Genomic DNA, 20,012 nt, shown 5'->3' on the forward strand with positions numbered 1-20,012 from the left:
GGTCAGCGATAGGCGATCTGCGCCTTCTTGCGCAGTTCGTCCAGGTATTTCTTGCTGTTTTCGTTTTCCGGTGGGCCGTTCTTGCCGGCCTTGGACTTGTCGAGATCCTCCTGGCGGAAGACCATTTCGGCGGCCTGGTCGTCGGAGACCTGGCGCTGGCTGCAGATCGCCAGATATTCGACGCCCTTCTCGGTAACGCGGGTGCCTGTCGTGTTGCCCTTGGCCTGCTCGACCAGAGGTTTCCAATCCGGCGGGATCTCGGGAGCAAGCATGCGGCCGAGATCGCGCACGGAAACATCGCGCATCGTTGCGGCAAAGGTCTTTGCCTGATCGCAGCCGGGGAATTTCGAGCGCGATGCCTCGGCCTCGCCCTTGCGCTTACCGGTGATGGCGCCGCGCTTGGCCTCAGGAATGACGAAGATGATCTGCTGCAGCATATATTCCGTCGTCACCGGCTTTTGCTTGTTGTTCTGCATCATGCGCGAGACGAGATCATAATTCGACAGCCGCGAGGTCGAGCCGTAGCGCGCATTGACGACGCGCGGCCAGCTCATCTGCACGGCGATGAAGCCTTTGAAATGGTCGACGCCGACGCCGGCGCGATCGAGGATCTGCGACATCTGTTCGACGGAAAGTTTGTTGCCGGCCGAAAAGCGTGCGAAAGACGCATCGACGTCCTGCTGCGAAACCGACATATGGACGCGGGCGACCTCCTGGCGCTTGAGCGTCTCGTCGATCAATTGCTCCGTGGCGGTCTTGGCGTCGGCCTTGGTATGCTGCAGGCGCAGGAAGGCCTGACGCTTGGCGACGTCGCCGCTGGTGATGGCTGTGCCGTTCACCACGGCCTGGACTCCGCTTGCAGCAAGCGCCGGGCCGGCAAGGCCCGTCAGCAAGGCAATCGCTGCGCCGGCGAGAAGGGCGGTTATAGCTTTTTTCGCGTCAATCATCTGTTGACCTCCCAATAGCGCCGCGAGACTTTGATCGCGGCGTCCTTACCACAGTGCGAGACACGCGGAAATCGCTTCCATCGCGGTGCGAAACTCCTATGCCTCGGATATCGACTGGCGGCAATGTCCTGCACAGGCTTACGGCGAAAGAATGACTTGAGGCCATGTTTACGCCGTCCGCCGGCTAGTTGGAGAGAGTGTCGGAGCCGATCTTGATGTCGCCAAGCGTGCGGAACGTCAGCCGCGCGCCGATCGTCCAGTCGCTTGCCGACTCGTCGTCGGAATCCCTGCTATCCGTATAGGCGATCGTGAAGATCGTGCATTCGTCCTCATACGAAAGGCCGAGTGTCCGGCGGCTGATCACATCGTTGTTCAGATCCCAGGCGATGCCGCCGAAGATCGACCAATAGTCCTTGAACTTGACCTTGCTGCTGGTCTGGATCTCGTCGTTGTCCTCGGCGAAGCCATAGGCCGGCTGAGCGCTGAGATGCGTGTAAGTCACCTGCGTCTGGAAGGTGTCGTTCTGGTAGGCTGTCGTCAGGTCGCCACGGCGAAATTCGAAATCCTTCTCGTCGAGCCGGTAGGAGGCCGCAACGGAAACACCGTACGGCGTTTCGACGCCGCCGAGGCCGACATAATCGGAGCGGTCGGTTTCGAGGCCCGAATCCGCGCCGACATTGACGAGGTCATCGGTCGCGAACGAGTTCTGGCCGGCGATCTGATAAGACTGGCCGAAAATGCCGTGCAGCTTGTAACCACTGTCGAACGTCCCGGTATACTGGAAGCCGACATTGGCGCGGGTGCCGCCTTCGACGCGGTCGTAACCAGAGAATTTATCGCGGTCGAAGAGCGAGGTGGCATCGAAAACGAAACTCTGTGCATCCTCGTTCGGCAGCCGGCCGGCGAGCTGCTCGTCGGGGCGCGCATAGATCTGGACGATCGGCTCCAGAATATGCGTGCTGTTATCAGTCGTCATCAGGATCGGATACCGCATCTCCAGCCCGGCGGTGAACATCGAGCGAGTGGCGGATTCGTCGTCAAGATAATTGCCGGCGTAACCGGTCGGGTCGTTCATGTTCAACGCGAAAGCGTCGCCGCGCGCGGCCAGAAGCGGCGTGATCACCAGACCGGTCGGCGTGACATAGGTGCGTTTCCATTGAAGTTCGGCCGTCAGACGCGAAGTCTGGCCCTTCAGGCCACGGAACCGGTCGAATCCGTCGACGGTATAGAAGTCGTCGTGTGTGCGCGAAATATTCGTCAGGTTGACGTCCGCAGAAAGTTCACCGCCTGCAAGCGGCTGAGGCGCGACATAGTGATAATCAAGCGCGGGATAGACGATGGCCTGCTGCTTTTCGGCCGTGTTCGTCCGATCGGCATCCTGGACGTCGAAATAAAACGCCCGCATGTCGAAATAATTCCGTTTCCCGAGCCCCGTCAGGTAGATCTGGTTCGTGCGATCGGTGCTGCTCAAGCCGCGCAGCTTGTAGGTTTTCGAGAAATTGTTGTCGCTCTGCACCATGACGTCCCAGCCGAACGTCCAGCGCGGATTGATGCGGAACTCCGCCTTTGACGCCACCATGCCGCGCTGCTCGGCTTCGGCATCGCTGGTGCCCGAGCTGAAATTGTCCGGCTTTGCCTGGTCGATGCCGGCGACGCGCAGGATATGCGTGCCGTTTTCGAATCGCTGACGGAATTCGCCTTCGACCAGGAAGCCCTGGGCCGTGTAGCCGGTCGCCGTGACCGTCGCATCCATGCTCGGCGAGATCACGTAATAATAAGGAATGGAAAGGCCGAAGCCGAGGTTCTGCGACAGGCTCATCGTCGGGAACAGGAAGCCGGACTTGCGCTTCACCGTATTGTCGGGAACCTCGATGAACGGCACGAAGGCAATCGGGTAACCAAGCAGCTCGAAACGCGCCCGCTCCAGGCGGATCGTATGGGTTTCGCCATTCTGGATCACGCGCTTGGCCTTGACCTGCCAGAACGGTGCGCGCTTCGGATCTTCGGCGCAGGGAAGGCAGGCGGTATAGACGCCCTTGTTGAGAATCATCTTCGTGCCGCCGACCCGCTCGCCGCTTTCGGCGACGATACGCGTATTGTCGGAAGTTTCGATGCGCAGCGAGTTCAGGAACCCGTCGGCGAAATTGTCGGTCACGTCTAGGTTGTCGGCATAGATGCGGTTACCGTCCGGACTGACGAGCTCGACATTGCCGAGCGCCATCATCCGGCCGGTCTTCTGGTTGTACTCGACCTTCTGCGCGACCATTTTGTAGCCGCCATAGTTGATCTGCACGCCGCCGATCGCCGACACGAGTTCGGCGTCACGGTTATAGACGAGTTCATTGGCCGAAAGCAGAAGCTTGGCCCCTTCGGGAATCTTATTCTCGATATTTTGTTCAGGCGTGTTGGCCTGGCCATAGGAGGCCGGGGCGCTGCCGAAATAGGAACATAGAGCCGCACCGACAAGCAGGGCAACCAACTGTTTACTAAAATACTTGCGGTCGCCTACCGCCACTAGCCGTCCTCCTGATGAAGCAAAATAGTCGCGCCCAAGGCCAACGCGACGACAACCGGTATCCAGGTCGCCACGAAGGGAGGCACGACTCCACTGCTTCCGAATGCTTTAACAAGCACGGTGACGACATAAAGCATGAAGCCTGACAGGATTCCACCCAGAATCACGGAGCGGGATTGGTTGAACCGGCTAAATTTTAGGGACACTGTTGCAGCAATGAGAGTCATGGCCACCAGCAGCAAAGGCTGAGACAACAGGGAGTTGAATTGCGTCTCCAAGGCCTTGGTCGAGATGCCGAAGGATTTGGCCGCCGCAATGCGATTGGAAAGGTCAAAGAAACCAATTGTTTCCGGCGCTGTCAGCCGCTCCTGAACGAAATCCTGTTTCAGATTGGTGCGAAGTTGGACCGAAGCTTTGCGCAGTGGGATTTCGCCAGGCTTGCGCTCGACGACGCCGTTAAGCTGCCAGTAACCATCTTCCAACTTTGCCGTGGCGGCATCCTGTCTCAGAATGACTCGGCCGCTTGAATCGAAATGGATCAATACGGCGTCGATCAGCTTGGTTCCGTTCTCCTGGACCGTCTGGGCGCCTATGATGACATCGTCGCGGCCGCTGATCTGGCGCAGCCACGGAATCTGCGGCGCCTTGCGCAGAACCGCGTTTTCACCACGCCAGTCGGACTCGACCAGCAGCGCCTGGCGCTGTCCCCAGGCGGCAAGCGGGTTGAGCGCCGTCATCGTCAGCACGCCGAGCGCAATTGAGCCGGCGATGAACGGAAACATGAATTGCCAGACCGAGATGCCGGCCGCGCGCGTGACCACGAGCTCATATTTCCGATTGAGCCCAATCAGCACCGTCATGCCGACGAAGAGGGCGACGAAGGGGATTGTCTGCTGCAGGATGAGCGGCAGGCGCACGGCGGTCATCACGATGCCGCCGCCGATCGTGTAGCCGGGCAGGCCGGACATGCGCCCAGCCGTCTCGCTGAAATCAAGCAGGAAGGCGATCGCCGATACGCCGATCAGAAACCAGCAGGTCGTCGCCAGATACCGGCGAAAGAAATAACGCGACAATGTCCCGAACATCATTGGGCCGCGCCCCCGCCGGACCTGCTGGTCGCGGTAAGCAGTCTTTCCTGCATGCGTCTCCAGGAAACCGATATCCGGTCCCAGACGAACGAAGGCATGACCAGTCGCTTGTGAAGGCCGAGGAAGATGATCGAGATGATGCTGCTGACGATCGGGATGGCGTAGAGAACCGCGATATATTCCGGATCGGTGTCGATTTGGTTTGCCGCGTAGAAAGCAGCCCATCGTAGCGCGAAAGCATAGCCGAGCGCGCTCACCATCGGATGCAGCCGAGCCTCCCGGTGCGAGCGCGCGTCGCCGGCGATCGCCAGTGAGAACAATGCAAAGACGACGGGCAGGATCCAGTCCGTCAGCCGTCGATGCAATTCGGCGCGGTAGCTCTGGGGGCGGATTGTATAGTCCTTGTCGTTCGGATCCGGATTGAACAGGAACCACAGGTCACGGTCGCTGGCTTTCAGCGTCGCCTGACCGCGGCTCTCCGTCATGTCGGAGAGGTCGAAGGAATAGGAATCGAAATTGATGACCGAGACGTTGCCGTCGGGCGTTTTGCGATGCACCTCGCCGTCGTGCATGATCAGCGTCGTGCCGGTATCGTCGACGGCGCCCTCCTTGGCGTAATAGATGAGCTCGTAGGCCGGGTCCCGCTCGTCGGCGACGAATAGGCCCTTCAGCATCCGCCCCGCCAGGCGTTGTGAGATCTGCACATAGAGACCTTCGTCGAGCTTGCGGAAGGTCTTTTCTTCGATAACCGAGGAGAGGAGATCGGCGTAGGTTTCGGCGATCATCTGACGCGCCACCGTCTTTGCCCGTGGCTCGACGATGTTGTCGACGAAAAAGGAAAAGACGCTGATGACGGCGGCAAGCAGCAGGATCGGCCGGACCAGAATGGTTCGCCGTGCCCCGGCCGCGTCGATGACGGTCAGCTCGGAATCGTTGTTCATCGTCGTCAGCGTCTGGGTGATGGCGATGACGAGGGCGAAGGGCAGCACCACGGGAATGATCGACGGCAGGATCATCGTCGCCAGCTTGGCAAACGAGCCGATCGACTGGCCGCTGTCGGTGACGAGATTGATGCGCTGCAGGACCTGTGTCGTCCAGATGATTGCCAACACGGGCAGGAGCGCCACGAGAAACATCTGGCCGACGCGCCGCAATATGTATGTCTCGAGTAGTTTCATGCCGGCCCTTGAAAGCACCTGCACGCCAAAACGGCTTGCAGGAGAATCCCTCTACGCTCTTTGTCGCGCTTTTGCGACAAGCAGGTGTCAAAAATTCATTCAATTTTCAGAATTTTTTTGGCCCTGTTGCGACTCAGTTAACGCCAGCAGCGCTGCGAAGATGACAAGCGAGGAGAGCCATCCGAGCGTCACGTCGGAAAGATAATGCGCGCCGAAGGATAGCCGCATGGCGGGCGTCAGGAGCGAGATCGCGGCGACCGGTGGCACCAGCGCATAACGCAGCGATTTCGGGACGAAGAGCAGAAGGCAGAACAGCCATCCAGCGCTCGCCGCCTCGCCGGACACGAAGGAGCAGTTCGAGACGCATTTGCCGGCAAGTGAGCCGGCCTCGACAAAATGCAGGCTCCCGCCGAAAATATCCGTCTGCACCGGCCGCGGCCGGCCCCAATGTTCCTTCAGGATAACATTGACGAGCAGCACCGGCCCGATCAGCAGCGTTCCGAGCGCGACCTTGAGCTTACGCGCCCGCTCGGCGTTGAAGGTCGCGCCGTGCTGCTGGTAGCATTCGATCAGTTTCCACGCCATGACGATCGCCACGACGTAAGGCAGGCGGAAGAAGATGGTTCGCAGCAGGTCGAAATTCCCCGAGTCGCGATAGGGAAAGCCGCCGCAGATGCTCCCGGCAGCGGCAGTCGCGTCACAATCTGCGCCCACAAAAAAAAGCTGGGAAAAATAAATGTCTATTCCAGGGAAGGCGCGAAAGATGGCAAGCAGCGCCCACCACGCCCAGAACAGAAACAGGAATGCACCGAAAGTCGTTTTCGGCAGGCGGATCACAGGGCCCTGCCATCGATTTTTCGAAAAAACTGTCAACGCGAATATCTACGAAACTGACGAAAACACGAGAGCCTGGACGGCCGCGGGCGACCTTAACAATAGTCGCGAGCCATTGACAGACCCGCCAAACGCGAAATTATCCGCCAGGGACGGATTTCAAGAATCCCAGCGGAGAAGACATGTCAGTAAAGTTCGAAATTTCATTCTCGAAGTCGGTAAAGCTCAATGGCGGGCTCGCGATCCTGCTGAAAACTGCGGAGGCCGACAGCGCCGCAGGCACCGAAACGGCTGATCCGGCAGGCGTGATCGCCAAGGCTGCCAAGATCGCTCGATTCTCCGCTAAATCAATGGCCGCGCTTGATATTGTCGCCCCGGAAGGAGCCCCCGTCGAGCGCATCGTTGTCGTCGGGCTTGGCAAGGCCAGCGAACTCACCGCTCACGACTGGCTGAAAGCCGGCGGCGCCGCGGCGTCGAAAATCAAGAATACCGACAAGGCCGCCATCTTCGTCGACGTGCCCGGCCTTGAGACGAACGCGCGCGCCGCCGCTGATTTCGCGCTCGGCATGCTGCTGCGCGCCTACAGCTTCGATACCTATAAGACAAAGAAGAATGATGACGAGGAAAAGCCGGCAAAACCCGTTAAGGTGACGATCGTCACCGCCGACGCGAACGGCGCCAGGAAGGCGTTTTCCGATTCCGAAGCGATCGCAGGCGGTGTCAATCTCGCCCGTGACCTTGTCAACGAACCGCCGAACGCGCTTGGACCTGTCGAATTCGCCGCCAAGGCGAAGGAACTGGAAAAGCTGGGCGTCGAGGTGGAGATCCTAACAGAGAAGGAAATGCGCCGTCTCGGCATGGGTGCGTTGCTCGGCGTTGCGCAGGGCTCCGTGCGTCCGCCGCGTCTGGCGGTCATGCAGTGGAAGGGCGGCAAGAGCAAGGACCGTCCGGTCGCCTTCATCGGCAAGGGCGTCGTTTTCGATACCGGCGGCATTTCAATCAAGCCGGCCGCCGGCATGGAGGATATGAAGGGGGATATGGGCGGTGCCGCCGCCGTGACCGGCCTGATGCACGTGCTCGCCGCCCGCAAAGCCGCCGTCAACGCGGTCGGCATCATCGGCCTGGTCGAGAACATGCCCGATGGCAACGCCCAGCGCCCGGGCGATATCGTCACCTCCATGTCCGGCCAGACGATCGAGGTGATCAACACCGATGCCGAAGGCCGCCTCGTGCTCTGCGATGCGCTCTGGTATTGCAATGATCGCTTCAAACCACAGTTCATGATCAATCTGGCCACCCTGACCGGTGCAATCGTGGTGGCGCTTGGCAACGTGCACGCCGGCCTGTTCTCCAATGACGACGAGCTTTCGGCACAGCTGACGGCGGCCGGCCTTTCCACAAACGAGAAACTCTGGCGCCTGCCGCTCGGCAAGGATTATGACAAGCTGATCGACAGCAAATTCGCCGACATGAAGAACACCGGCGGCCGCCAGGCCGGCTCGATCACCGCGGCGCATTTCCTCAAACGCTTCGTGCAGGAGACGCCTTGGGCGCATCTCGATATCGCCGGCACGGCGATGGGCTCGCCGCAGGATGAGATCAACCAGTCCTGGGGTTCCGGTTTCGGCGTGCGCCTGCTCGACGAGCTCGTTCGCGCGCATCATGAATCCCGATGACCGACGTTCTCTTCTATCATCTGACCGAAACCAGGCTGGAAGACGCGCTTCCACCGCTCCTCGACAAAAGTGTCGAGCGCGGCTGGCGCGTCGTCGTCCAGACGCGCGAGGCGGCGCGGCGCGATGCACTCGATGCGCATCTTTGGACGTTCCGGGAGGAGAGTTTCCTGCCGCATGGGACCGACGAAGGCGATTTTGCCGAAAGCCAGCCGGTGCTTTTGACGGCGACGGGGGACAATGCCAATGCGGCGACGGTTCGTTTCGTTGTCGACGGTGCCGAGCCGCCGCCGGCCGATGCCTATGAGCGCGTCGTGTTCATGTTCGACGGTCACGATCAGGAGCAGTTGGAAACTGCCCGCGCGCAATGGAAGAAGCTGAAAGGCGAGGGGCATAACCTCACCTATTGGCAGCAGACACCGGAAGGGCGGTGGGAGAAGAAGGCTTGAGCGGGTCCTTGCCGTCGGAGCCGACAGGAAAGGACCTCAAATGGCTCAGTCGTGGAACGCCTCGACGAATTTCCGCTTGCCGAGCATGAAAGCATCGGCGACGTGGCGCAGGGGTGCGAGGTCGACATCCGATTTGCCCGCCTTGATGATCTCGGCGAAGCGGCGATAGAGCGAAGGATATTCCTGTTCCGGTTCGGCGAATGTCAGCGTGCCGTCGATGGAAAGCTTGGCGCCGCCCTCGGAGAGGACCATCTGGCCGGCTGCCGTTTCCGCAACGATGTCCCAGCTCTGCTTGCCAGTCTGGCGCCAGTCGAATTCGGCATGAACCGGCAGGCCGTCTGCATCGCGGAAGTGAATGTCGGCGGCGATCGGCGCATCACGATTTTCTGGGAATTCCAGCACAGCCCCGGTGATGAAGACCTGCCGCGGCAGGATATGGGTGACGATCGACAGCGCATTGATGCCGGGATCGAAAACGCCGAGGCCGCCGGCCTGCCAGATCCAGTCCTGGTTCGGATGCCAGTGGCGGACATCCTCTTTCCAGATCACATGCACGCTTTTGATCGTCGTCGAAGCAAGAAAGGCCTTGGTGGCTTCGACGGCCGGCGCATAACGCGAATGCCAGCTGGCAAACAGCGACGCACCCTGCTTGTTCGCCAGCGCCTCGAGGTCGGCCACTTCGCTCAGCGTTGCACCCGGCGGCTTTTCCAGGAAGACATGCTTGCCGGCAACGAGCGCCTTGTAGGCGGCTTCATAGCGGTATTGCGGCGGCATGCAGAGCGACACGGCATCGATCGAAGGCTCGGCGTCGAGCATCGCGTCGATCGTGGTGTAGCTGTTGATGCCTTCGACCGTGCCGTGACGGCTTGCCGTGGCGACGAGCTTGAAGTCCGGGTTCTTGGCGATGGAAGGGAGGTGCTGGTCGCGGACGATCTTGCCGACGCCGACGATGGCGAGGTTGATAGGGGACATGTGTTTCGCTCGTGCCTGTATGAAAAGTATGATTTATTTGGCGTGTTGTAGCAGAAAGAAGAGCGCCGACAAGCTCTGCTCCTCCATTCCTTTCTATCCTATCGCATGATGGTCTCGCGAAGGAAGCTGTAACCCATCGCCGCGCGGGCGGCGCGCTCCTCGGAACTGCCGTCGCCGCCATGCCCGCCTAAGCCGAATTCGTGGAAGAGCAGTTGATGTCCTGCTTCCTCCAGCCGCGCAGCAAAACGGCGTGCGTGCGAGGGATGCACGCGATCGTCATTGCTGGAGCTTTCAATATAGATCGGCGGATAAGTGACCTCGCTGGCCGGCCGGATATTGTGAAGCGGCGAATAGCCGAGCATGAATTCCCTGTCCGCCGGCGTATCTGGATCGCCATATTCATCCATCCACGCCTGGCCGGCGCTGAACAGGTGGAAGCGTGTCATGTCGAGCACCGGCACCTGGCACCAGACCGCGCCGAAATCATGCGGGTAGCGCGTCAGCATCACGCCCGTCAGCAGGCCGCCATTGCTGCCGCCCTGGCAGGCAATTCGGGATGGCATGGTGTAACCGCGAGCGACCAGATCGCGGGCGATGGCGACGAAATCGGCAAAGGCCCGGTCTCGCCCCTGCCGTTTGGCGCTGCGATACCAGTCAGGCCCGAATTCACCGCCGCCGCGGATATAGGCCTGCACATAGGCGCCACCTTGCTCTAGCCAGCGGCCGGTTACGCCGGAGTAATTCGGCGACATCGAGACGTCGAATCCGCCATAGCCGTAGATCAGCACCGGCAGTGCGCCATTGGTCCACTGCCGCGGCAGCACCAGCCGGTAGGCGACCTTGGTTCCGTCCTCGGACACAGCCTCCAGCAGTTCCGACGACATATCAGTCGCATCGAAATAGCTCGGCGCCGTCGCTGTGAAGATCGGCTCGGGCTCTCTGCTGCGATCGGAGAGTTCGAGACGGTAACAGGTCGGCGGCTGCAGGAAACCCTGGCCGACGATGTGGAGTGTGTCGTCGCCATGATGCAGATCCGCATAGAGGGGCCTGACATAAGCCGTCTGCATCTCCGCCGGCAGCGCGATTTCCCGCTGTTCGGCATTTACCTTTGTCAGGTCGAGCACCATAAGACGTGGGCGCAGCCGGTCGGAAACGATGAACACGCACCATTCGCGCATCAGCATCATCTGCGCGACGGACTGACCTTCGTCGGGCTGAAACAGGATTCGCTCCGACCCCAGCAGCATCGTCTCCGAACTGGGGTCGAAGCGTTGGAGCACCAGGCTGCCGGTCGCAACGCGCTCCTCCGTCTTAGCCCGCCAGAGGCAATGATTATGATTGAACTGAAAATCGGCTTCCTTGGGCAGATCGATGCGCCGTTGCGCGCCATCATCGGCAATGAGGAAAGCGCTGGCCACGCCGATTTCATGGCTGGCGACGAAAATGTCGATCAGCCCGGTATCTGTCGAACCGCCCGATAGGGCAGGGTCGATGACGAGATTGAAGCCATAGACATCCTCATCAGCGGCTTCGAACATGATGGCGGCTTCTTCCGGCCGCTGCCCGCGCTTCAACCGCCGCCCGACGCGCGGCCATCCCGAGCGGGTCGCCGAAAATCGGTCGATCGAACCGAAGTAACAGATCTCGTCGCGGCTGAGCCACGTGGCATGCGACCGCGCGGCGGGCGTGTCGAAACCGCCCTTCACGACCTGTTTGCGTTCCGCGTCGAATTCGAGCAGGCGGATGAGGTCGGAACCGCCGTCCGAAAGCATGAGCAGGACGCGGGTCGGTTCCCACGGGCAGGTGACGGCGCCGCGCCAGTTCCAGCGCTTGCCTTCGCCGGCGCAGAAGGCATCGAGATCGAAGACCGGCTCCCAGGCTGCATCGGGCAGGGGAGCCTGGTCCGCCAGCAGGCGGAGCCAGACGCCGAGCGGATTGTCCTTGGTCTGCCGGAAATCGAACAGCCAGCCCCCGCGGCGCATCGGCACGATCAGCCTGTCCTGCCGCTCGATAAGCGCTTTGATCGCGTCGCGATCTTCGGCAAATTGCTGCGTTCTCAATGCCGCGTCGGAGAGCGCATTGTGTTCAGTGATGAACTGGCGGGTCCGCGGATCTTCGTCCGTTTCGAGATGAAGGTTCATATCTGAGCTGCCGCTTGCATTGACGTCGCCCAGATCTAGGCAGCCGGCTCCGCCTTGGCAAGGCGCGTTAGCGGGTCATCACCATATCGGCTGAGGCGACGAGATCGTTCGGTACCTGCGGCTTCTTGAACTTCAGCGTCACGACTTTGTAGCCTTCGGCTTCGAGTTTCGAAAGCAGGGTCGGCAACATCCTCGCGGTGCGCTTGTGGATGTCGTGCATCAGAACGATGCCGCGGCCGCGCTTGTGCAGCAGGTTCATCGTCCGCTGCGTCACGGACAGGGGTGTGCTGGTGAAATAGTCCTTGCTGTCGATGTCGACATCCATGACGACCATGTCGCGTATGGCGATAGCGGCGCGCAGCCTCTGGCTCTCGGCGAGATAGGGGAAGCGGAAGAAGGAGACGTCTGTTCCCGTCGCCTTGGTCACCGCCAGCTCGCCCTTGAGCACCTCGTCCATTGCCGCATCGAAGCTCAGCGAGGTCAAGTTGGCATGGTCATAGGTGTGACTGCCGACCGCATTGCCCTCCATTGCCACCTTGCGCGCCAGCGCCGGATGCATCTCGGCCATCTCGCCGACCATCATGAAGGCGCCCTTGACGCCGAACTGGTCGAGAATCGCCAGCACTTTGTCCGTCCGGCCGGGGATCGGGCCATCGTCGAAGCTCAGGATCACTTCCTTGTCGTTGAGCTTGAAATCGGCAAGCGAAGAGACCTCCAGCGTCCTCCCGGAAAGGTGATGCGGGCCGACAAAGAGCGGCGTTGCATCATCATCCTTGGCCGGATTGCCGGAAGGCGTCCGCCCCTCGGGCGCAACTACGGAGGCGGTTTTGATCGAGGTGTCGGGAGCTTGTCTGGTCGTGCTGCAGGCGGAGAGGGCGGCCGCAAGGGCGATCCAGGAAAGAACGAAAAATCGATGCATGGAAAGGGCTCAACAAATCAGTAGTGAATGTTGAGACAACCTTTCGAATTATGGTTAACGATCGGTTGAGATCGGCAGGAATTCTCGTTAACGCGTGGCAGTCCGCGGCGTTTCCTAAAAGACTGTGGCTATCCTGCCATTGCCTCTTCATATTCGGACGACAGCATCAGCCACTCTTCCTCGGCAGCAGTGAGTTTTGCCGCGGCCTCGCCGCGCTGTTTTGCCTTTTCGGCGGCTTTGGCGGGCGTCTTCTCATAAAGAGTCGGATCCGCAAGCTCCGCATCAAGAGCCTGAATCTGTTTCTCCAACTTCGCCGTCAAGGATTCGATTTCGTTGATCTTTTTCTTCAGCGGCGTCAGCGAGGCGCGCTTTTCCGCGTTGAGCTTGCGCTGGTCGGCCTTCGAAGTCGTATCGTCGCTGGTCTGCGGCCTGTCTTCCTTCTTTTTACCGGAACTGACAATGAGGTCGCGATACTCGTCCATATCGCCTTCGAAGGTGGTGACAGTGCCGCCGTTGACCAGCCACAGCCGGTCGACGGTCGCCTCGATGAGGTGGCGGTCGTGCGAGATCAGGATCACGGCGCCGTTGTAATCGTTCAGCGCCTCGATCAGAGCACGGCGGCTGTCGATGTCGAGATGGTTGGTCGGCTCGTCGAGAATGAGCAGGTTCGGCGCATGGAAGGCGGCGAGCCCCATCAGCAGGCGTGCCTTCTCGCCGCCGGAAAGATCCTTGGCGGCGGTAGCCATCTTTTCGGTCGCAAGCCCCATCTGCGCAACGCGGGCGCGCACCTTGGCCTCCGGTTCGGCTGGCATCAGCCGGCGCACATGTTCCACCGCCGACTGCTCGGGGATCAGATCGTCGAGCTGATGCTGGGCGAAAAAGCCGATCTTCAGGCTCGGCGCGAGCTTCACTTCGCCACTCTCCGGCGACAGTCGCCCTGAGATGAATTTGGCGAAGGTCGACTTGCCGTTGCCGTTCGAACCGAGCAGGGCGATGCGATCGTCATTGTCAATGCGCAGGTTGAGGTTCTTCAGGATGGGCTTGCCGGGCTCGTAGCCGACGGCGCCGCCCTGGATTGCGACGATCGGCGAGGCCGGCTGCTTCTCCGGCTCGGGGAAGGTGATCGGCTGCACATGATCCTCGATGACGGCTGCGACCGTCCCCATCCGCTCGAGCGCCTTGACGCGCGATTGCGCCTGCCGGGCCTTGGAAGCCTTGGCCTTGAAGCGATCAATGAAGCTCTGCAGATGTTTGCGCGCTGCCTCGTTCTTCGCCTTGGCCTTCGTCTGCAGCTCGTCGGCTTCCGCCTTCTGCCGCTCGAACTGGTCATAATTGCCGCGGTAGAAGGTGAGCTTCTTCTGGTCGAGATGGACAATGGAATTGACCGCATTGTTCAGGAGATCGCGGTCGTGGCTGATAATGATGACCGTGTGCGGATAGCGGCGGATATAGTCCTCCAGCCACATCGTGCCTTCGAGGTCGAGGTAGTTGGTCGGCTCGTCGAGCAGAAGCAGGTCCGGCTCGGCAAACAGCACGGCGGCGAGCGCTACGCGCATGCGCCAGCCGCCGGAGAAGGAGGAGGCGGGGCGGGCTTGCGCCGCCTGGTCGAAGCCGAGGCCGGCGAGGATGCTCGCAGCCCGCGCCTCGGCCGAATGGGCATCGATATCGATGAGGCGCATCTGGATTTCGGCGATGCGGTGCGGGTCGCTTGCCGTTTCTGCTTCGGCAAGCAGGGCCGCGCGTTCCTTGTCAGCGGCAAGCACGATCTCGATCAGGGAATCCTCGGTTCCCGGCGCTTCCTGGGCCACCTGACCGATACGCGCCGCCTTCGGAATCGACACCGAGCCGGTCTCCGAGCCGAGCTCGCCGGTGATGACGCGAAACAGCGTGGATTTGCCGGCGCCATTGCGCCCGACCAGCCCCGCTTTCGTACCTGAAGGCAGCGAAACGCTGGCATTGTCGAGAAGCAGGCGTCCGGCGATGCGGGCGGAAATATCGGTAATCGTGATCATGGCCGGCGTTTTGGCCGAAACCGCCCGCCAAGGCAAGACCGCTTATCCCCCGACGAGCTCGTCCGGCGGCGAGCTTGCTCGTCCGGCCGCGAGCTTGCTCGCCCGCACCGACAGCGGTCATACGCCTCAGCGGCCGAAAGCTTGTACCGGCAGGCGGGGGTTCGATTTCGCGGCAAGCAGCGCGACCCGGGCGTTGGCCTGGAGATGTCCCGGTGTCGCCGCATCGGCGCTGAGCGCCACGCCGACCGAGATGGTCAGCCTGCCGCTGTCACCTTTGTCTGAGGTGGCGAAGACAAGATTTTCTTCGACCGAGGCGCGCAGGCGCTCGGCGATAGCGATCGCATCCTGCATGCCGACATTGGCAAACAGCAAGGCGAATTCGTCGGCCTCTGTGCGCGCGACGAAGTCGTTCTTCTTCACCGATTTCCGAAACAGCGCGGCAAGCTTCTTCAAGAGCTTGTTGCCTGCCTGAGTGCCGTATCTGTCGTTGAGCTCGGTGAAATCGTCGATATCCACCATGATCAGCGCGCTGCCGGCGGCACCCTCTTCACGTTCGTAGAGTTCGGTGATCTGCCGGTTCAGCGCGATGCGGTTCGCAAGGCCGGTGATCTTGTCGGCGACGGTGGCCGATTGCATCGCCGAAATGCCGCGCTCCAGCGTGTCCAGCCTGTTGATGTCGTCCTGCAGTCTGGCGCTGATTTCCATCTCCGCCGACATTACAGTTGCAAGCGAGGCGGAGAGGTAATCGACCTCGCCGATGAAGGCGGCAAGGCTCTGGTCCTCATGACCGTCGACAGATCTCAGGATCATGCCGCAGGCGCGGGCAAAGGCGTCTCTGTGCCGCAATCCTTCGGCAAGCCTTTCCGCCACCGCGCGCAGCGTTAGGCTGGCCTCGTTGCGCGACGTCTCGCCCGCCAGTCCGCAATGGCCGACAAGCCGGTATTTCAGTCCGAGTTCGTCGAGCATCGCCTGTTGCGGCTGCGGTCCGAGCGCGGCGATATCCTGCGCAAGACCAGGATTGTGCCCGATGATGGCCTCATGAAAGAGTTCGTAGTTGCGCGGCAGCGCGGCAACGTTGAGCCGCGCCATGTGATGCGCGATCTTTTGGATATCCGTCATTGGCCCTGGGCGTACAGCCTCGCGCGCCACCAGTGCGTTTGTGCTTGCATTCTGCATGACGATCCCTCGCGCCCGGCCTGATTTGTCACTTCCGCTATGCTCTCAAGCTTTTAAAAGAAGCTGAACTTGCGAAGGGAAGCGCCGGATTGGCGATGGGAACCGGCGAAGGCGGTTAATTCAGTCTTGATGAAGCCGTTGCCTCACAGCCACTCGCGCCTTCGCTGCGCAGAAAATAAATAAGGTCCAGCCCGAGGCTCGGTTTGCCCAGCGCCGTCAGCGTCATGTGGCACTGGCCGCGGTGATGCGTCTGGTGATTGAAGAGATGCGCGAGCGCGCTCGACAGCGGCTGAGTGATCTGGATCGGCTGCGTCACCGGGACATACGTGAAGTTGCCGGCGAGGCTCGCCTCATCGAGACTACCTGTCCAGGCAATGATGCGCTCGTCCTCCGCCTTGCGCGCGGCTGCAAGCGCGTCCAGCTTTTCGAAAAGCACGGCATCGAGGGTCACCGGCGCTTCGCCGATGCCGGTGAAGCGCTTCATCCATATGCGGTCGGCGACGAGCAGGTGATTGAGCGTGCGATGCAGCGAGCCGAAAAACGCGCCGCTGTCGCTGCGGAACTCCGCCTCGCTCAGTTCGGCCGCAGCCGTATAGACTTGGGCATTGGCCCAGCGGTTATAGGCTGAGAGCATCCTGAAATGTCTAAGCATATGGTCCCCTGGCGTTGTTGGCGAAGTCTAGCCGCTTTCCCGAGAAATCCGAGTGATGGCGCCATGAAAATTCCTGATTTGATCGCGTTCGCTTTCTGTCGTCGAATGCAGGCAGATAAGACCTCGAAAGGATTGTCATGACTAGAGCCCTCTATTCCCTCTGCGGCGCCGACGAACGGCGCTTCTTTTCGCCCCATTGCTGGAAGGCGGTGATGGCGCTCGCGCATAAGGGGCTCGATTTCAAGGAGATCCCGACGACCTACGCCCGCATCCGCGACATCGGCGGCGGCGTATCATCGACCCTGCCCGTGCTCGACGATGATGGCCGGCTGATCTCGGACAGTTTTGCTATCGCCCTCTATCTCGAAGAGGCATATCCGGAGCGGCCGTCGCTGTTCAATGGCGAGGGCGGCAAGGCGCTGTCGCGCATGGTTGAGGGCTATTCGCAGATGATCATCCACCCGGCGATCATGCGGATCGCCCTTCTCGATATCCACGCGATCCTCGACGAAGGCGACAAAGCCTACTTTCGTCAGAGCCGCGAGGTCAGGCTCGGCAAGCCGCTGGAAGTCTTTGCCGCCGACAGCGAGGCGGAGAAGGCTGCCTTCGGCGCCAAGCTGGAGCCGCTCCGTCACATGCTGAGGTTTCAGCCCTTCATCGGCGGGCAATCGCCGCTCTTTGCCGATTATATCGTCTTCGGCGCGCTGCAATGGCTGCGGGTGTCCGCAGGACTGGCCATGCTTGCCGCCGACGATCCCGTCATGGCCTGGTTCGAACGCTGCCTCGATCTCCACGAAAGCCGCGGCAGGACTGTGACAGCGGCGTGAAATTGCCGCCAGCCTCTTGTTTTCGGCCGTTGGGGCGGGTAAAGACCGCCCACTTTTCCCGAGAAAACAGAGGATTTGACTATGGCGATTGAACGCACCTTCTCGATGATCAAGCCTGACGCAACCAAGCGCAACCTGACGGGCGCCATCACCAAGATGCTCGAAGATGCCGGCCTGCGCGTCGTCGCCTCCAAGCGCGTCTGGATGAGCCGCCGCGAAGCTGAAGGCTTTTACGCCGTTCACAAAGACCGTCCCTTCTTCGGCGAACTCGTCGAAGGCATGACCTCCGGCCCGACCGTCGTTCAGGTCCTGGAAGGCGAAGGCGCGATCCTCAAGAACCGCGAAATCATGGGCGCGACCAACCCGGCAAACGCTGCCGAAGGCACGATCCGCAAGGTTCACGCCCTGTCGATCGGCGAAAATTCCGTTCACGGCTCCGACGCTCCGGAAACGGCTGCCCAGGAAATCAAGTACTGGTTCTCCGACACCGAAATCGTCGGCTGAGGCCGCGCTTCGGCATTGCTGCGCAATGCGTTGAATTGACTCTCGAAAGCCGGGCCTCGCCCCGGCTTTTTCTATGTTGGGCACTTGTCGGTGTTCGAGAAATCGACGCTGCCGTCAGGCTTGAAGACCTCCGGGTTCTTGTCGTAAAGCGCGCCGACGACGAGCGGCTTGCTCGGCAGCACCGTCTGGTCGAGGTCGGAGCGGAACTCCGTCTTCAATTGCTGCAGCACCTTGCCGTCCTTGTCGACCAGCCGGACATTCACCCAATAGGGGCGGTCCTTGCGCACGCAGTGCAGGTTTTCGCTCTGCAGCGCGATCTTGTCGTCGATCGGGTAGATTTTCTGGTTCAGCACCAGCGAGTCGCCGCCTTGCGGGTTCTCGAATTCGGCGATGATGACCGAACCGTCGGGGATAGGACCTGTCTTCTTCAGCGTCAGCAGATAGGTGGCGCTCGCGACGCGATAATTGAAGACAAAAAGATGGCCGGTGATTTCGACGAGATTTTCGGCCTGCCGCTGGCAGGCGGACAGCAGAAGGCTTGTTGCCGCCGCTGTTACGATCAGATGTTTTCTCATGGCGTCTCCTCCTTCTTACGGCGATAGTGACGGTTCGCCTTGGCGCGGTTGCCGCAGATCGCCATGTCGCACCAGGCGCGGCTCTTGTTCTTGCTGCGGTCGATGAACAGCCAGCCGCAATTGCCGCAGATCTTCATGCGCTCGGGATCCGGCATGGCAATCAGCCTGAGCACCGAATGGGCGGTCGCCGCCGCCAAGCTTGCCGGACTTGCCTGGCGCAAGATCTTCGCTAGCGCCTCCAGCAATTCGGCCAGCAATTGGTCGTCGGCGCCATCCAGTATACGCTTGCGGAAGTAGCGGTCGATCGCCTCGCGCAGCGCGATAAAGCCGACTTCGTCTTGCGGCGCCACCGGTGCGATCTCACCGAACAAGGCCCGTTCGGCGCAGAATTCGGCGGCGGCGCGCGGGAAGTTGCGCATCTGCTCGCGGCTCGCGAAGCGGTCGACCCGCCGCTTTGGGTCGTCGCGAAGAACGACGCTGTTGGCGACATCGAGCGCCAGTGCACCGCCGGCAAAACGGTGAGGGGTCCAGGAAAAGCTCATGAGGAAATTATAACTGGTGAAATAGGTTTTACCAGTTATAATTGCCGACGCGGAGTCTTCGGAATGGCCTATCTTCTGCAACAACTGGCGAATGCGGTGCCGCTTGCCGCCCTCTATGCCGCGCTCGCCTTCGGTTATGCGGTTGCCTTCGGCGTGACCAAGCGGGCCGATATCACCTATGGGGCGATCTTCGCCTTCTCAGGCCAGATCCTGCTGCTTTTTACCGAACTCGCCTATGTCAGGTTCTGGCTGGTGCTGCCGGCTGCCATTGCGATCGGCGCGTGCGCTGCGCTTGTCTATTCACTGGCCGCGGGCATCTGGATCGGCCGCTCCATCATGCTGCCGCTGGCCAGCAAATCGCCGAACACCGTCATCGTTGCCGCGCTCGGCATCATGATCGTGCTGATGGAAACCGCCCGCCTTGCCGCCGATACAAGAGCGATCTGGCTGCCGCCGTTCCTGAACCAGGTTGTTGTCTTCTGGAGTGATGGTCCGTTCAAAGTGACTCTCACCTATATCCAGCTGATCGACACGGCGCTGATGTCAGCCATCGTCGCGTTCGGTGCGCTGATCCTCAGGCGCACGGCCTGGGGTCGCCTCTGGCGAGCCGTCACCGATGATCCGCTGGCCGCCGAGCTCTGCGGTACCAGCGCCAGCCGTGTCTTCCTTGTCGCCTATGCGGCAGCTGCTCTCGTCGCCACCCTCTGCGGCATTCTCGCCACCTTCTATTACGGTTCGATGGATTTCGGCGCGGGACTGATGTTCGGGCTCAAGGTGCTGCTGATCGCAGCCGTCGGCGGCTATTCCGATCCGCTGCGTTCGGCTGGCGGCGCTGCCGGGCTTGCCGTTGTCGAAACCTTGTGGGGCGCCTATGGCGCATTCGTCTGGCGGGATCTGGTGGTCTTCTCGCTGCTCGTCCTGCTTCTGGTTATGAGCCGCAGGGAGCGTGTGGTGCTTTAGAAATGGCGCATGATGTTAGCCGAAAACCGCGCACACATTTCGGCATCA

At 60.9% G+C, this 20,012-nt stretch carries 18 protein-coding genes; 5 read left to right on the forward strand and 13 right to left on the reverse strand.

The genetic code is table 11. The features are described from left to right. Window positions 1–2: 2 nt before the first annotated feature. The 5 genes from NMA58_RS05685 to lpxF all read right to left on the reverse strand — a co-directional run bounded on the left by NMA58_RS05685 (window position 3) and on the right by lpxF (window position 6,601). On the reverse strand, window positions 3–947 hold the full coding sequence (locus tag NMA58_RS05685) for a peptidylprolyl isomerase (protein WP_434712659.1): 945 nt from the start codon (window positions 945–947) through the stop codon (window positions 3–5). Between the two features lie 184 nt (window positions 948–1,131). After that, a complete protein-coding gene (locus NMA58_RS05690; RefSeq protein WP_285192779.1) occupies window positions 1,132–3,462 on the reverse strand; it encodes an LPS-assembly protein LptD in 2,331 nt (776 codons plus the stop codon). Further along, entirely contained in the window at window positions 3,462–4,550 is a 1,089-nt protein-coding gene (lptG, locus tag NMA58_RS05695) for an LPS export ABC transporter permease LptG (RefSeq protein WP_085777661.1), read from the reverse strand. Before lptG ends, NMA58_RS05690 begins: the two co-directional genes overlap by 1 nt. Next, on the reverse strand, window positions 4,547–5,728 hold the full coding sequence (gene lptF / locus NMA58_RS05700) for an LPS export ABC transporter permease LptF (RefSeq protein ID WP_085777662.1): 1,182 nt from the start codon (window positions 5,726–5,728) through the stop codon (window positions 4,547–4,549). The genes lptG and lptF overlap by 4 nt, the downstream gene beginning before the upstream one ends. Before the next feature lie 99 nt (window positions 5,729–5,827). Continuing rightward, window positions 5,828–6,601 (reverse strand): lipid A 4'-phosphatase, encoded by a 774-nt coding sequence (gene lpxF / locus NMA58_RS05705; protein WP_097598470.1) that lies wholly within the window; start codon window positions 6,599–6,601, stop codon window positions 5,828–5,830. A 143-nt stretch (window positions 6,602–6,744) separates the two neighbouring features. On the opposite strand from lpxF, the gene NMA58_RS05710 reads away from it, so the two are divergent. Both NMA58_RS05710 and NMA58_RS05715 read left to right on the forward strand, forming a co-directional pair. Continuing rightward, a complete protein-coding gene (locus NMA58_RS05710; protein ID WP_434712660.1) occupies window positions 6,745–8,238 on the forward strand; it encodes a leucyl aminopeptidase in 1,494 nt (497 codons plus the stop codon). Then, window positions 8,235–8,684: a DNA polymerase III subunit chi gene (locus NMA58_RS05715; protein ID WP_285192784.1), complete on the forward strand. Its 450-nt coding sequence runs from the start codon at window positions 8,235–8,237 to the stop codon at window positions 8,682–8,684. The genes NMA58_RS05710 and NMA58_RS05715 overlap by 4 nt, the downstream gene beginning before the upstream one ends. 45 nt (window positions 8,685–8,729) lie before the next feature. On the opposite strand, the gene NMA58_RS05720 is transcribed toward NMA58_RS05715, so the two are convergent. From NMA58_RS05720 to NMA58_RS05745, 6 genes are all read right to left on the reverse strand, one after another. Next, complete coding sequence (locus NMA58_RS05720) at window positions 8,730–9,656, reverse strand: Gfo/Idh/MocA family protein (RefSeq protein ID WP_434712661.1); 927 nt, start codon at window positions 9,654–9,656, stop codon at window positions 8,730–8,732. A gap of 98 nt (window positions 9,657–9,754) precedes the next feature. Further along, window positions 9,755–11,797 (reverse strand): prolyl oligopeptidase family serine peptidase, encoded by a 2,043-nt coding sequence (locus NMA58_RS05725; protein ID WP_434712663.1) that lies wholly within the window; start codon window positions 11,795–11,797, stop codon window positions 9,755–9,757. A 67-nt stretch (window positions 11,798–11,864) separates the two neighbouring features. After that, window positions 11,865–12,716 carry a polysaccharide deacetylase family protein gene (locus NMA58_RS05730; protein ID WP_434712664.1) on the reverse strand — a complete coding sequence of 284 codons (852 nt, stop codon included), beginning with the start codon at window positions 12,714–12,716 and terminating at the stop codon, window positions 11,865–11,867. A gap of 128 nt (window positions 12,717–12,844) precedes the next feature. After that, window positions 12,845–14,728 carry an ABC-F family ATP-binding cassette domain-containing protein gene (locus NMA58_RS05735; protein WP_434712665.1) on the reverse strand — a complete coding sequence of 628 codons (1,884 nt, stop codon included), beginning with the start codon at window positions 14,726–14,728 and terminating at the stop codon, window positions 12,845–12,847. 126 nt (window positions 14,729–14,854) lie between these two features. After that, window positions 14,855–15,904 (reverse strand): GGDEF domain-containing protein, encoded by a 1,050-nt coding sequence (locus NMA58_RS05740; RefSeq protein ID WP_430957759.1) that lies wholly within the window; start codon window positions 15,902–15,904, stop codon window positions 14,855–14,857. Window positions 15,905–16,019: 115 nt separating this feature from the next. Further along, on the reverse strand, window positions 16,020–16,556 hold the full coding sequence (locus NMA58_RS05745) for a DinB family protein (protein ID WP_434712667.1): 537 nt from the start codon (window positions 16,554–16,556) through the stop codon (window positions 16,020–16,022). A gap of 137 nt (window positions 16,557–16,693) precedes the next feature. Here NMA58_RS05745 and NMA58_RS05750 point away from each other — a divergent pair, with 137 nt between their 5' ends. Together NMA58_RS05750 and ndk are read left to right on the forward strand one after the other, a co-directional pair. After that, window positions 16,694–17,383: a glutathione S-transferase family protein gene (locus tag NMA58_RS05750; protein WP_430957757.1), complete on the forward strand. Its 690-nt coding sequence runs from the start codon at window positions 16,694–16,696 to the stop codon at window positions 17,381–17,383. 81 nt (window positions 17,384–17,464) lie between these two features. After that, window positions 17,465–17,887, forward strand: coding sequence for a nucleoside-diphosphate kinase (ndk, locus tag NMA58_RS05755; RefSeq protein WP_011424805.1), 423 nt, complete (start codon window positions 17,465–17,467; stop codon window positions 17,885–17,887). A 71-nt stretch (window positions 17,888–17,958) separates the two neighbouring features. Here the strand turns inward: ndk and NMA58_RS05760 are convergent, their stop codons facing one another. Next, window positions 17,959–18,462 (reverse strand): hypothetical protein, encoded by a 504-nt coding sequence (locus tag NMA58_RS05760; RefSeq protein WP_183699563.1) that lies wholly within the window; start codon window positions 18,460–18,462, stop codon window positions 17,959–17,961. Further along, the gene (locus tag NMA58_RS05765; protein WP_434712668.1) at window positions 18,459–19,004 is read right to left on the reverse strand and encodes a CGNR zinc finger domain-containing protein; all 546 of its coding nucleotides are present in this window, start codon (window positions 19,002–19,004) and stop codon (window positions 18,459–18,461) included. The genes NMA58_RS05760 and NMA58_RS05765 overlap by 4 nt, the downstream gene beginning before the upstream one ends. Before the next feature lie 63 nt (window positions 19,005–19,067). Between NMA58_RS05765 and NMA58_RS05770 the strand changes: the two genes are divergently transcribed. Continuing rightward, on the forward strand, window positions 19,068–19,964 hold the full coding sequence (locus tag NMA58_RS05770; protein ID WP_434712669.1) for an ABC transporter permease subunit: 897 nt from the start codon (window positions 19,068–19,070) through the stop codon (window positions 19,962–19,964). The last annotated feature ends 48 nt before the right edge of the window (window positions 19,965–20,012 follow it).

Source organism: Rhizobium sp. YTUHZ045 (assembly GCF_051124255.1).
Lineage (GTDB): Bacteria > Pseudomonadota > Alphaproteobacteria > Rhizobiales > Rhizobiaceae > Rhizobium.